Annotated in this window: 10 protein-coding genes; 9 read left to right on the plus strand and 1 reads right to left on the minus strand. The window is 69.8% G+C overall.

The window, feature by feature from the left end:
- Positions 1 to 43 precede the first annotated feature (43 nt).
- A complete protein-coding gene (locus QOM21_RS24390) occupies positions 44 to 2,665 on the plus strand; it encodes a valine--tRNA ligase (RefSeq protein ID WP_407553171.1) in 2,622 nt (873 codons plus the stop codon).
- On the opposite strand, the gene QOM21_RS24395 is transcribed toward QOM21_RS24390, so the two are convergent.
- On the minus strand, positions 2,631 to 3,845 hold the full coding sequence (locus QOM21_RS24395; protein WP_407555783.1) for a hypothetical protein: 1,215 nt from the start codon (positions 3,843 to 3,845) through the stop codon (positions 2,631 to 2,633). The genes QOM21_RS24390 and QOM21_RS24395 overlap by 35 nt on opposite strands.
- 233 nt (positions 3,846 to 4,078) lie before the next feature.
- Between QOM21_RS24395 and QOM21_RS24400 the strand changes: the two genes are divergently transcribed.
- The 8 genes from QOM21_RS24400 (at position 4,079) to mrdA (ending at position 13,517) form a co-directional block, all read left to right on the plus strand.
- Complete coding sequence (locus QOM21_RS24400; protein ID WP_407553172.1) at positions 4,079 to 5,527, plus strand: peptidoglycan D,D-transpeptidase FtsI family protein; 1,449 nt, start codon at positions 4,079 to 4,081, stop codon at positions 5,525 to 5,527.
- A gap of 107 nt (positions 5,528 to 5,634) precedes the next feature.
- Complete coding sequence (folC, locus tag QOM21_RS24405) at positions 5,635 to 7,149, plus strand: bifunctional tetrahydrofolate synthase/dihydrofolate synthase (RefSeq protein WP_407553173.1); 1,515 nt, start codon at positions 5,635 to 5,637, stop codon at positions 7,147 to 7,149.
- Positions 7,150 to 7,151: 2 nt separating this feature from the next.
- Entirely contained in the window at positions 7,152 to 7,517 is a 366-nt protein-coding gene (locus QOM21_RS24410) for a DUF4233 domain-containing protein (RefSeq protein ID WP_407553174.1), read from the plus strand.
- A gap of 124 nt (positions 7,518 to 7,641) precedes the next feature.
- On the plus strand, positions 7,642 to 8,055 hold the full coding sequence (gene ndk / locus QOM21_RS24415) for a nucleoside-diphosphate kinase (RefSeq protein ID WP_393895547.1): 414 nt from the start codon (positions 7,642 to 7,644) through the stop codon (positions 8,053 to 8,055).
- 295 nt (positions 8,056 to 8,350) lie between these two features.
- Positions 8,351 to 9,370, plus strand: coding sequence for a rod shape-determining protein (locus QOM21_RS24420; RefSeq protein WP_393895573.1), 1,020 nt, complete (start codon positions 8,351 to 8,353; stop codon positions 9,368 to 9,370).
- Positions 9,371 to 9,613: 243 nt separating this feature from the next.
- Complete coding sequence (gene mreC / locus QOM21_RS24425; protein WP_407553175.1) at positions 9,614 to 10,546, plus strand: rod shape-determining protein MreC; 933 nt, start codon at positions 9,614 to 9,616, stop codon at positions 10,544 to 10,546.
- Positions 10,547 to 10,549: 3 nt separating this feature from the next.
- A complete protein-coding gene (gene mreD, locus QOM21_RS24430) occupies positions 10,550 to 11,275 on the plus strand; it encodes a rod shape-determining protein MreD (RefSeq protein WP_407553176.1) in 726 nt (241 codons plus the stop codon).
- 103 nt (positions 11,276 to 11,378) lie between these two features.
- The gene (gene mrdA / locus QOM21_RS24435) at positions 11,379 to 13,517 is read left to right on the plus strand and encodes a penicillin-binding protein 2 (RefSeq protein ID WP_407553177.1); all 2,139 of its coding nucleotides are present in this window, start codon (positions 11,379 to 11,381) and stop codon (positions 13,515 to 13,517) included.
- Positions 13,518 to 13,536 lie beyond the last annotated feature (19 nt).

A 13,536-nucleotide genomic window follows, 5' to 3' on the forward strand; every position in this document is an offset into this window, starting at 1 on the left:
ACCGATTCGAGACTGCGACATCGCCGCCCGTACACTGTCCGGCGTGACCGAGAACTCTCAGCAGAGCAACCACAGCGCCCCCGAACTGCCGACTCAGTACACGCCGGCCGATGTAGAGGGGCCGCTGTACGAGCGCTGGGTGGAGCGGGGTTACTTCGAGGCGGACGAGAAGAGCGAGAAGCCGCCGTACACCATCGTCATCCCCCCGCCGAACGTCACGGGCTCCCTGCACCTGGGTCACGCCTTCGAGCACACCCTGATCGACGCGTTGACCCGCAGGAAGCGGATGCAGGGCTTCGAGACGCTGTGGCAGCCGGGCATGGACCACGCCGGTATCGCCACCCAGAACGTCGTCGAGCGCGAGCTGGCCAAGGAGGGCGTCTCGCGCCACGACCTGGGCCGCGAGGCGTTCGTCGAGCGGGTCTGGCAGTGGAAGGCCGAGTCCGGCGGGCAGATCTCCGGGCAGATGCGGCGCCTGGGCGACGGCGTCGCCTGGTCGCGCGAGCGGTTCACGATGGACGAGGGCCTTTCCAAGGCCGTCCAGACGATCTTCAAGCGGCTCTACGACGACGAGCTGATCTACCGCGCCGAGCGCATCATCAACTGGTGCCCGCGCTGTCTGACCGCCATCTCGGACATCGAGGTGGAATACCAGGACGACGACGGCGAGCTGGTCTCGATCCGCTACGGCGAGGGCGACTCCGCCATCGTCGTCGCGACCACGCGTGCGGAGACGATGCTCGGTGACACCGCGGTCGCGGTCCACCCCGAGGACGAGCGCTACGCCCATCTCGTCGGCACCGAGATCGAGTTGCCGCTGACCGGCCGCCGTATCCCGGTCGTCGCGGACGAGCACGTCGACCCCGAGTTCGGCACCGGCGCGGTCAAGGTCACCCCGGCCCACGACCCGAACGACTTCGAGATCGGCCGCCGGCACAACCTGCCCAACCTCGCCGTCATGGACGAGCACGCGGTCATCACGGCACACGGCCCCTTCCAGGGCCTGGACCGGCTGGAGGCGCGCAGCGCCATCGTCGGCGCGCTGCGCGCCGAGGGCCGGATCGTCGCCGAGAAGCGTCCGTACACCCACTCCGTCGGTCACTGCTCGCGCTGCAAGACCACCATCGAGCCGCGGCTGTCGATGCAGTGGTGGGTCAAGGTCGGCCCGCTGGCGCAGGCCGCCGGTGACGCGGTCCGCGACGGCAAGGTCGCCATCCACCCCAAGGAGATGGAGTCCCGCTACTTCGGGTGGGTCGACAATCTCCATGACTGGTGCATTTCGCGGCAGTTGTGGTGGGGTCACCGCATCCCGGTCTGGTACGGCCCGAACGGCGAGGTCGTCTGCGTCGGCCCGGACGACGAGGCGCCCACCGGCGAGGGCTGGACGCAGGACACCGACGTCCTGGACACCTGGTTCTCCTCCGGCCTGTGGCCCTTCTCCACCCTCGGCTGGCCCGAGCAGACCCCGAGCGTCGAGAAGTTCTATCCGAACTCGGTCCTGGTCACCGGCTACGACATCCTGTTCTTCTGGGTCGCCCGGATGATGATGTTCGGCATCTACGCGATGGACGGCACGCCGCCGTTCCACACCATCGCGCTGCACGGCATGGTCCGCGACCAGTTCGGCAAGAAGATGTCCAAGTCCTTCGGGAACGCGGTCAATCCGCTGGACTGGATGGACGCCTACGGATCCGACGCCGTCCGCTTCACCCTCGCCCGCGGTGCCAACCCCGGTGTCGACGTCCCGATCGGCGAGGACTGGGTCCAGGGCTCCCGGAACTTCGCCAACAAGATCTGGAACGCCACCCGCTTCGCGCTGATGAACGGCGCCACCGTCGAAGGTGAACTGCCGCCCGCCGAGCAGCTGTCGGCGACCGACCGGTGGATCCTCTCGCGGCTCAACTCGGTCGTCACCGAGGTGGACGCCTATTACGACGACTACCAGTTCGCGAAGCTGTCGGACGCCCTCTTCCACTTCGCCTGGGACGAGGTCTTCGACTGGTACGTCGAGCTGTCGAAGACGACGTTCATGGCGGGCGGACCGGCCGCCGAGGTCTCGCGCCGCGTCCTGGGCGAGGTTCTGGACGTCACGCTGCGGCTGCTGCACCCGATCGTCCCGTTCGTCACCGAGACCCTCTGGACGACGCTGACCGGCCGCGAGTCGGTCGTCATCGCCGAGTGGCCGGCCGACTCCGGCTTCCGTGACACGGCGGCCGAGCAGGAGATCGGGCTCGTCCAGCAGGTCGTGACCGAGGTCCGCAGGTTCCGCTCCGACCAGGGGCTGCAGCCCGGCCAGAAGGTCCCCGCCCGCCTGGACCTGTCCGGCACGGCGCTGGCGGCCCACGAAGCCGCGATGCGCTCGCTGCTGCGGCTCCAGCCGGCCGGTGACGACTTCAGCGCCACCGCGTCCCTGCCGGTCGCCGGCGCCACCGTCGCCCTGGACCTCTCCGGTGCGATCGACGTCGAGGCCGAGCGCAAGCGGCTGGCGAAGGACCTCGCCGCCGCCGAGAAGGAGAAGGCGCAGGCCCAGGGCAAGCTCGGCAACGAGGCGTTCCTCGCCAAGGCGCCGGAGAAGGTCGTGGACAAGATCCGCGTCCGGCTGGAGACCGCCGAGGCGGACATCGTCCGGATCAGCGCGCAGCTGGAGGCCCTGCCCAAGGCGTAGGCGCGGGATCCGGCCCGGGGCCGGGCTCCGGGCCGTCCGCGGGATCGCCGTGCGCAGGCCCCTCGTCCTCACGGGCGGGGGGCCTGCGGCGTCCCCGCCCGCGCCCGCCTCGCTCGCGTACCGGCCACAGCAGGACGTACGCGGTCGAGACCGCCACGAACGCCAGTCGGATCAGGCCCCGCGCCGAATCGTCGGGGACGACGAAGACGCTGCCGTAGAGGATGAGCAGCGCCAGCCAGCTCCACCACGGGACCAGCCGCCGCTGGCCGATGACGTCCCACAGCAGCGTGCCCAGCAGCACCGAGGCCGTGTAGTAGGTGTAGACGCTGGGGTCGAGGACGATGCGGGCGTTGGCGCCGAGCAGCACCACCGCCGCCCAGCGGCCGCGCCAGACGGCGAGGGCGCCGAGCGCCAGACCCAGCGCGGCCTGCGCCGGCCGGTCCCAGGACGGGGTCTGCGGGTCGCCGACACCCAGCCAGCGCAGTGCGGACGCCGGATGATTGGGGATGGCGAATTTCGCCGCGGCGAAGGACTGGGAGTCACCGACGAAGAACGGGAGCCAGACGACGGCGACCAGCCCTGCGCACCACAGGGCGGCGCGCAGCCACTTCTCCTTGGGGAGGGCCAGCAGCAGCGGGGTGAAGGCCAGGGCCGTGGGCTTGGAATCCATGGCCAGGGCGAGGAAGGCGCCGGTGAGTGCGGCGTTGCCGCGGGTGACGGACCGCACCGCGAGCGCGGTGAAGAACAGTGCGAGCACGTCGTCGAGATGCCCGAACCGGACCGCGACCTCGATCCACATGGGCAGGAAGGCCAGTCCGGCGATCAGCACCCGCTGCCGCAGCCGCTGGTGGTTGGTGCCGGTGCCGAGGAAGTGGTGGGCGGCGCTGCGGCCCGCCAGGACGACGATGACCAGCCCGAGCAGCGCCATCAGGGCGGCGGCCAGGAACTGCCCGGTGGCCTCGGGAAAGGGGTTGAACACCCCGGCGACCAGGAAGCTGATCGGGCCCATCTGGAGTTCGGGGTGGTGGGCGTAGAGGTTGAGCCCTCCGGTGCCGTCCCCGGCGGCGCCCTGGTAGATCAGTTCGCCGCCGGTGCGTAAGTAGTGCCAGGAGAAGCCGCCGTTCGGTTCGACCACCGCGAACCACAGCACGGCCCAGGCGGTGAGCAGCACCAAGTGCATCCGCTGACTGATTGCCGGCACCTGATCCCCGCTCCCGCTACCCGTGTGATGCGCGCGTGTGGCAAAGCCGGGGCGTACGGAGCCCGCCGGTGAAGAGGGCGGAAACAGGCGAAAAGTTGTCCGGTCCGGTCGGGCATCCGTTCTCATCGGCCTCTCATGAAGGCGAGGCACGGTGGAGCGGACGGCCGGATGTCCGGTGGTCACCGCCTGTGAGAGCCGAGGAGCCGCGCCCCATGAACAAGCCGCTGCGACGGGTCTCGGTCTTCTGCCTCGCCCTGGTCCTCGCGCTGATGGGCTGGGTCACCTGGCTGCAGGCCGCCAAGGCCGAGACGTACAAGGACGACCCGAAGAACCCGCGGGTGGCGATCGGCAAGTACGCGGCGCCGCTGGGCAACATCCTCGTCGACGGGCAGCCGGTCACCGGCTCGCAGGCCACGTCCGAGCAGCTGAAGTACAAGCGGACCTACCGGCACGGGTCCCTGTACGCGCCGGTCACCGGCTTCTCCTCGCAGATCTTCGGCAGCAACCAGCTGGAGAACCTGTACGGCGACGTCCTCGACGGCTCCGACAGCCGGCTGCAGAGCCCCGCCGATGCCCTGACGCGCAAGCGGGCCAAGGGCGGCGACGTCGCGACCACCATCGACTCCGCGGTGCAGAAGGCCGGCTACCGGGCCCTGGGCGGCAAGACCGGTGCGGCGGTGGCGCTGGACCCGGGGACGGGCCGGATCCTGGGCATGGTCAGCACGCCGTCGTACGACCCGGGGAAGTTCGCCGGGTCGGGCAGCTCCGACCAGAAGGCGTGGCAGGCGATGTCGCGGGACGACGGGAAGCCGGAACTGAACCGTGCGCTGCGCCAGCCGCTGCCGCCCGGCTCCACCTTCAAGCTGGTGGTCGCCGCGGCCGCGCTGGAGAACGGTCTGTACTCCTCAGTGGACGAGCGGACCGACAGCCCCGACCCCTACAGGCTGCCGCACACCAGCACCGACCTGAAGAACGAGAACGCCGCGGCGCCCTGCAAGGACGCCACCATCCGCACCGCGCTCCAGTACTCCTGCAACACCGTCTTCGCGAAGATGGCCGCCGACCTCGGGCCGCGGAAGATGGCCGCACAGGCCGAGAAGTTCGGCTTCAACGACGACGAGGTGGACACCCCGGTGCGGGCGGCCAAGAGCGTCTACCCCGACGACATGGACGACGCCCAGACCGCGCTGTCCGGTATCGGCCAGTTCGACGACCAGGCGACCCCGATGCAGATGGCGATGGTCTCGTCGGCCATCGCCAACGGCGGCGAGCTGAAGACCCCGCAGCTGGTCGACAAGGTGACCGACGGCGGCGGGAACACCGTCGAGGAGAACGAGCCCAAGACGTACGGCACGACGATGTCGGCGCGCACGGCCGAGCAGCTGCGGTCGGCGATGGGCACGGTCGTGGACAAGGGCACCGGATCCAACGCGAAGATCGACGGGCTGACCGTCGGCGGCAAGACCGGCACCGCCCAGCACGGTGTCGACAACAGCGGTACGCCCTACGCCTGGTTCGTCTCCTACGCGCAGGACGGCAAGGGGCACCAGGTCGCGGTGGCGGTGATGGTCGAGGACGGCCACGCCGAACGCAACGAGATCTCCGGCAACGGCCTGGCCGCACCGATCGCCCGCAGCATGATGAAGGCGGCGCTCGGCTAGCTCCCGTCGGCCTCCGTCGGCCGCCGGAGGCCCGGGCTGGGCGGGCGGTCGCCGGGGAGGGCGGCGCAGCGCGACCGCTGTCACCGGTGCCTCGTAGACTGGTCGGCGTGAGCGAGCGCCCCCAGAACGACGACCCTGACCCGACCGACGCCTTCGACGAACTGGTCGAGGCCGAAACCGACCGTGACCCCGATCTCGCGGTGATCGAGGCAGGCAGCCGGACCCTGCGCGCGCAGGCCGGCCCGCCTCAGGGGGACGGTATTCCCGCCCGCCCCGCGGACCCGGAGGTCGACCGTGCGCTGCGCGCGGTCGAGGAGGAGCTGGCAGGCCGCTGGGGTGAGACCAAGCTCGACCCGTCGGTGCAGCGCATCGCGGCCCTGCTGGACATCCTCGGCTCACCGCAGCACGCCTACCGCTCCATCCACATCACCGGCACCAACGGCAAGACCAGCACGGCCCGCATGATCGAGGCCCTGCTGTCCGCCTTCGACCTGCGCACCGGCCGCTACACCAGCCCGCACGTCCAGTCGGTCACCGAGCGCATCAGCCTGGACGGCAGCCCGATCTCGGCCGAGCGCTTCATCGAGACGTATCAGGACATCGCCCCCTACGTGGAGATGGTCGATGCCCAGCAGGAGTTCCGGCTCTCGTTCTTCGAGGTGCTGACGGCGATGGCGTACGCCGCCTTCGCGGACGCGCCGGTGGACATCGCCGTCGTCGAGGTCGGCATGGGCGGCACCTGGGACGCCACGAACGTCATCGACGGCGATGTCGCCGTGGTCACCCCGATCTCCCTGGACCACACCGACCGGCTGGGCGAGACGCCCGAGCAGATCGCGGGTGAGAAGTCCGGGATCATCAAGAAGGACGCCACCGTCGTGCTGGCCCAGCAGCCGGTCGAAGCCGCGTCGGTGATGCTCAAGCGCGCGGTCGAGGTGGACGCCACGGTCGCCCGCGAGGGCATGGAATTCGGCGTGCTCTCCCGCGAGGTGGCGGTCGGCGGCCAGATGCTGACGCTGCGCGGCCTGGGCGGCGAGTATCCCGAGATCTTCCTGCCGCTGTACGGCGCGCACCAGGCACACAACGCCGCGGTGGCGCTCGCCGCGGTCGAGGCGTTCTTCGGCGTCGGCTCCGAGCACGCCCGGGTGCTGGACATCGACACCATCCGCTCCGCGTTCGCCGCGGTGTCCTCGCCGGGCCGTATGGAGGTCGTGCGGCGCAGCCCGACCGTGGTGCTGGACGCGGCGCACAACCCGGCCGGCGGGCGGGCGGCGGCCGAGGCGGTCACCGAGGCCTTCGGCTTCAGCCGTCTGGTGGGCGTGGTCGCGGCCAGCGCCGGTAAGGACGTCCGGGGCCTGCTGGAGGCGTTCGAGCCGATCTTCGCCGAGATCGTGGTGACGCGTAATTCCAGCCATCGCGCGATGGACGCCGATGAGCTGGCGGCCGTCGCGGTCGAGGTCTTCGGCGCCGAGCGGGTCCAGGTCGAGCCGCGGCTGGACGACGCCCTGGAGGCGGCCATCACCCTCGCCGAGGAAGAGGGCGAGTTCTCCGGAGCGGGTGTGCTGGTGACCGGCTCCGTGATCACGGTCGGCGAGGCCCGGCTGCTCATGGGGAGGAACTGATCATGCGCACCCTGTGTGCGAGCACCCTCATCGGCGAGTTCTTCGTGATCGGCTTCGCCGGACTGGTGGCGATGCAGCTCAGCGACCTGCCGGCGGCCACGGTCTGGACGGTCAGCGGGATCGCGATGCTGCTGTGCGTGCTGCTGTGCGGCATGCTCACCCGCCCCGGTGGCGTCCAGCTGGGCTGGGTCCTGCAGATCGCCCTGATCGCCAGCGGTGTGGTCATCCCCGCGATGTTCTTCCTCGGCGCGGTGTTCGCGGCCCTGTGGTGGGCGTCGGTCCACTACGGCCGCAAGATCGACGCGGCGAAGGCGCGCTGGGCGGCGCAGGGCGAGGCGGCCGGGGACGCGGTGGCGGACCCGGCGTAGACCACTCTCGGGCGGGCCCCCGGCGGCCCGCCCGGCAGGCCGGGGCCGGGGCCGCGACGGGCGCTGCGCCCCATGTAGCCTCAGGGCACCCGCTGACCGTCGTTCGTATACAGGGAGTCCCTTCGTGAGCCAGCGCACCCTCGTCCTCCTCAAGCCCGATGCCGTCAGGCGCGGTCTCGTCGGGGAGATCATCGGCCGTATCGAGAAGAAGGCCGGCTGGACGATCGGCGCGTTGGAGCTGCGCACCCTGGACCGCGCACTGCTGGAGCAGCATTACGCCGAGCACGTCGGCAAGCCCTTTTATGAGCCGTTGGTGGAGTTCATGTCCTCCGGTCCGGTGGTTTCGCTTGTGGTCGAGGGGGAGCGGGTGATTGAGGGCGTGCGGGCGCTCGCCGGTCCGACTGACCCGATTGCCGCACCGAGTGGGTCCATTCGTGGGGACTTCGGCACGATCACCCGAGAGAATCTGATCCACGCCTCGGATTCCGAAGAGTCCGCGGAGCGCGAGATCAAGATTTTCTTTCCTGGCGTTTCCTGACTCATTGTCAGCCGCGAAACCCTTGTGACCAGGGGCGACCGATGGAATCATCGGTCGCCCCTTGGTATATGCGCACCGATCGGGGGAACGCATCATCGCGACACGACGTCACCATTGAAGGGGGCGGGTGCGTGGAGAGCCGACAATGGCGAAGTCCCTCCCACCGAGTTCGAGTGGGCAAGGTGGCGGGACTACGATGGAAGCTTCCGCGCCTCACGGCGCATCACCTCCTGCCGACCTCCAGTAAGCATTCGCTCCAGTTGGGAAGGCCAGACGTATCCTCATGGGGAACAACATGTCGTTCATCGGCCGTGACATGGCTGTCGACCTCGGGACCGCCAACACGCTGGTGTACGTCAGGGGCCGCGGAATCGTTCTCAACGAACCGTCGGTCGTGGCCATCAACACCAACACCGGCGGCATCCTCGCGGTAGGTGCCGAGGCGAAGAAGATGATCGGGCGTACGCCCGGCAACATCGTCGCCGTCCGCCCTCTGAAGGACGGCGTCATCGCCGACTTCGAGATCACCGAGCGGATGCTCCGCTACTTCATCCTGAAGATCCACAAGCGCCGCTGGATGGCCCGTCCGCGCGTGGTCGTCTGCGTTCCCTCCGGCATCACCGGAGTCGAGCGCCGCGCCGTCATCGAGGCGTCGACCCAGGCCGGCGCCCGCCAGGTCCACATCATCGAGGAGCCGATGGCCGCCGCGATCGGATCCGGTCTGCCGGTCCACGAGGCCACCGGCAACATGGTCGTGGACATCGGCGGCGGCACGACCGAGGTCGCCGTCATCTCGCTCGGCGGCATCGTCACGGCCCAGTCCATCCGGGTGGCCGGTGACGAGCTCGACAACGCGATCATCCAGCACATCAAGAAGGAGTACAGCCTTCTGCTGGGCGAGCGCACCGCCGAGAGCATCAAGATCACCATCGGTTCCGCGTACGACCTCGAACAGGACGAGCACACCGAGATCCGCGGTCGCGACCTGGTCTCCGGCCTGCCCAAGACCGTCGTGATCTCGGCCGCCGAGGTCCGCAAGGCCATCGAGGAGCCGGTCAACTCCATCGTCGACGCGGTCAAGACGACCCTCGACAAGTGCCCGCCGGAGCTGTCCGGTGACGTCATGGACCGCGGCATCGTGCTCACCGGAGGCGGCGCCCTGCTGCGCGGCCTCGACGAGCGGCTGCGCCGCGAGACCGGTATGCCCATCCACATCGCCGAGGACCCGCTCGACTCCGTCGCGCTCGGTTCCGGCAAGTGCGTCGAGGAGTTCGAGGCGCTCCAGCAGGTCCTCGACTCCCAGCCGCGCAGGTAGCGAGTCCCGGCCCGATCCGCCCCGCGGCCGTCATGCGGCGTCCGCGAGGGTCGGGCACCATACAGCTATCGACCGCTTTTTTCGGTCGATCGCTGATATACAGGCAGAACACCCCGACAAGCACGGTGCACTGACACTTCACCATCCGGCACCGCACACACAGGCACAACGCTCAACTCCCGAACGAGACCGGCGAGGGCCCGCAGCCGGCCGGTCCTACGAGGAAGGACACGGCCGCCGCACGTGAGGGACACACGAGAGAGCCGGCTGCTACTGGTGCTGCTGGTCGCGATCGCGTTCGCGCTGATCACGGTGGATATCCGCGGCGGCGAGCAGTCCCCGCTCGATGGTGCCAGGCAGGCGGCGGCCTCCGCCTTCGGCCCGGTGGAGAGCGGTGTCGCCAGCGTCGTCAGCCCGGTCGGCAACGCCGTCGGCGCCGTACGGGACTCCGGTGAGCGGCACAACCGGATCAGCACGCTGGAACACGAGAACGCCGCGCTGAAGGCCAAGCTCGGCTCCTCCGACCGCAACCGCAGCCGCGCCGCCGAGCTCGACAAGATTCTGAAGTCTGCGGGCGCCGGGCAGTACGGCATCAAGGGTGCCGAGGTCATCGCCATCGGCGCCGCCCAGGGCTTCTCCTGGACCGTCACCATCGACGCGGGCAGCCGCGACGGCATCGCCCGCGACATGACCGTCCTCAACGGCGACGGACTGGTCGGCCGGGTCACCACCGTCGGCGCCAACACCGCCACGGTCCTGCTCGCCAACGACCCCGACTTCACCGTCGGCACCCGCATGGAGAAGACCAACGAGATCGGCTTCGGCAACGGACAGGGTGGCCGCGCGCTGCGCGTCCAGCTCCTCAACGGCCGGGCCGCGGTCAAGAAGGGCGACCGCCTGGTCACCTTCGGCTCCAGCGCCGACAAGCCGTTCGTGCCCGGTGTGCCGGTCGGCCAGGTGATCAAGGTCGAGCCGTCCAACGGCGATCTGACCCGCACCCTGCAGATCCGGCCCTACGTCGCCTTCTCCCAGTTGGACGTCGTCGGCGTCGTCGTGGCGCCGCCCCGCGAGGACCCCCGCGACACCGTCCTGCCGCCGAAGCCGGCGAAGCCCAAGCCGGCGCCGACGGTCACCGTCACGGCCAACCCCACCGCGAGCGCCCCTCCCAGGAGCTGACCGATGCGCATCAACCGGATCCTGCTCGCCACCCCGCTGGTGGTCCTGGCCCTGGTCATCCAGGTCAGCATCCTCGCCCGGCTGCAACTGCCGGGTGCCGTACCGGACCTCCTGCTGCTCGTCGTGCTCGGCCTCGCGCTGGTCTACGGCCATGTCGGCGGGGCCCTGATCGGCTTCGGTGCCGGGCTCCTCGCAGACCTCGCGCCGCCCTCCGACCACGCCATCGGCCGCTACGCGCTGGTGCTCTGCGTCATCGGCTACATCGCCGGTCTGACCCGGCCGGACAACGGCCAGCACCGCTCGGCGACCATCCCGCTGGTGGTCGTCGTCGGCGCCGCCATCGGCTCGACGCTGCTCTACGCCGGCGTCGGCGCGCTCGTCGGGGACACCGCCGCCCGGCACGTCGGCCTCGTCGGCCTGCTCCTCAGCGCGACCCTCTACGACCTGCTGCTCGCCCCGTTCACCGTCCCGCTGGTGATGGCGCTCGCGCGCAGAACGGACAGCGATCTGCTGGCCGGCGACGGCGGCTCCGGCAGCTCGGTCCTCGGCCGCGAGCCCGCGTACGGCTGGCTCAGCACCGGCACCGGCCTCAAGGGCAGCCGCGGCAGCATGGCGGGAAGTGGCACCGGACTGGGGGCCAAGTCCGGCAAGAACGGCAGCCGGCGCGGCGGTCTGCTCGGCAGGTCCGTCCGCGGCAAGGTGGCGCGCAAGGGGGACAAGCGGCTGTGAGCGGCGAACTGCCGCGGGCCGCAGGACGGACCTGCGCGGCACCGCGACCGAGCACCGGGCGGCGGGCGCAGCCGCCGACCAACGCACCGACAGTGGGGGCGCTGTGAGCAACCTTCCCGAGACGGGCCGGACCTCGCGCGTCACGGTCCGCCTGATCGCGATCCAGATCCTGGTCTTCTCCCTTCTGCTCACCCTCGGCGGCCGGCTCTGGTATTTGCAGATCCGCAACGGCCAGGAGTACGCCAACGAGGCCAAGAGCAACCACGTCCAGCAGGTCATCGAGCCCGCCACCCGCGGCTCGATCCTCGACGCGCGCGGTGTGCCGCTGGCCGACAACCAGACCCGTCTGGTCGTCTCCGCCAGTCGTACCGAGCTGCTGAAGATGAAGGACGACGGCCGGGCCGTGCTCGGCCGGCTCTCCAAGGTCCTCGGCATGTCGGAGAAGGAGATCCGCAACAAGACCCGGCTCTGCGACTCCAAGACCCCGCAGCCCTGCTGGAACGGCTCCCCCTACCAGCCCATCCCGATCACGGACGAGGCCACCACCCAGCAGGCCCTCCAGATCCGCGAGCGCTCCGAGGACTTCCCCGGCATCAGCGCCGAGCCCACCGCCGTCCGCCGCTACGCCGCCCCCGGCAGCGCCAACACCGCCCAGGTCCTCGGCTATCTCTCCCCGGTCACCGACGAGGAGATCACCAAGGCCGAGCACAGCCCCTCGCCGCTGCTGCGCTCCGACCAGATCGGCCGGTCCGGTCTTGAGCGGACGTACGACAGCGATCTGCGCGGCAAGGCAGGCGTCACCCGCTACGAGGTCGACAACCTCGGCCGGGTCATCGGCCAGACCAAGAGCGAGAAGGGCGAGGCCGGGGCCAGCGTCGTCACCAGCATCGATGCCCGCGTGCAGGCGCTGGCGGAGAAAGAGCTGGCGCAGGCCATGAAGGACGCCCGCAAGGAGATCGACCGCAACACCAACCGCCCGTACGAGGCGGACTCGGGCGCCGTCGTGGTGATGGAGGCGAAGACGGGGCGCGTGGTGGCGATGGCCTCCAACCCCGATTACGACCCCAACGCCTGGGTCGGCGGGATCGACGCCAAGGACTACCAGCGGCTCACCAGCAAGGGTTCCAACTACCCGCTGCTGAACCGGGCGATCCAGGCACAGGCGGCCCCCGGCTCGATCTTCAAGGTGGTGCCGACCGCCGCGGCCGTCAACGCCGGCTACCCCTTCGACGGCAGCTATCCCTGCGGCTCGTCGTACAGCATCGGCGGCCAGGTGTTCAAGAACTTCGAGTCGCAGAGCCACGGCTCGATCAGCCTGGGCCGGGCGCTTGAGGTCTCCTGCGACACCGTCTTCTACAAGCTCTCGCACGACGAGTGGAAGAAGGACGGCGGTCTCAAGCCGAAGAAGGACGCGAAGAACTGGTTCTACAAGACCGCCCACCAGTTCGGCCTCGGCGCGGAGACCGGCATCGACCTCCCCAACGAGGTCACCGGCCGGGTGCCCGACCGGCAGTGGAAGAAGGACTTCTGGAAGGCCAACAAGGCCGGCTGGTGCAAGCAGGCCAAGAACTGGCCGAAGAAGAGGGACTTCGACACCCTGCTGGCCCGTGAGGGCTGCCTCGAAGGCATGAAGCTGCACGCCTACGACTCCGTCAACTACGCCATCGGCCAGGGTGACACGCTCGTCACCCCGATTCAGATGGCGACGATCTACGCCGCGATCAGCAACGGCGGCACGCTGTTCAACCCGTCCGTCGGCAAGGCCGTCGTCAGCCCCGACGGCAAGCACGTCCGGCAGATCAAGCCGCAGTCGCACGGCAAGCTGCCGGTGAGCAAGGCGACGCTCAAGCAGATGGACGGCGCCCTCGCCGGTGTCGCCACCCGCGGTACGGCCGCCTGGCGGTTCGGCGGCTGGCCGCAGAGCAAGATCCCGATGCACGCCAAGACCGGTACGGCGGAGGTCTACGGCAAGCAGACCACCTCCTGGTTCGCCACGTACACCAAGGACTACTCGATCCTCATGACCATCTCCCAGGGCGGTACCGGTTCCGGCGCCTCGGGGCCGGCCGTGCGCAAGATCTACGACGCGCTCTACGGGGTCGACGCCAAGGGCGGCATCAACCCGAAGAACGCGCTGCTGCCGAAGCCGCAAGAGGCGCTTCCGAAGATCGAGAAGGACGGCACCATTCAGGCCCAGCCGATCAAGCCGGTGGCGGCCCCGCCGGGGAGGCGAGAGCAGTGACGACCAGCCACACCTCACG

The organism is Streptomyces sp. Pv4-95, from assembly GCF_045782725.1.
Classification (GTDB): Bacteria; Actinomycetota; Actinomycetes; order Streptomycetales; family Streptomycetaceae; genus Streptomyces.

Excerpts from the sequence above, each read along its gene's own strand:
- QOM21_RS24395 (WP_407555783.1), bottom strand. The coding sequence starts at position 3,845 with ATGCACTTGGTGCTGCTCACCGCCTGGGCCGTGCTGTGGTTCGCGGTG.
- QOM21_RS24400 (WP_407553172.1), top strand. The coding sequence starts at position 4,079 with ATGAACAAGCCGCTGCGACGGGTCTCGGTCTTCTGCCTCGCCCTGGTC.
- QOM21_RS24410 (WP_407553174.1), top strand. The coding sequence starts at position 7,152 with ATGCGCACCCTGTGTGCGAGCACCCTCATCGGCGAGTTCTTCGTGATC.
- QOM21_RS24420 (WP_393895573.1), top strand. The coding sequence starts at position 8,351 with ATGTCGTTCATCGGCCGTGACATGGCTGTCGACCTCGGGACCGCCAAC.
- mreD (WP_407553176.1), top strand. The coding sequence starts at position 10,550 with ATGCGCATCAACCGGATCCTGCTCGCCACCCCGCTGGTGGTCCTGGCC.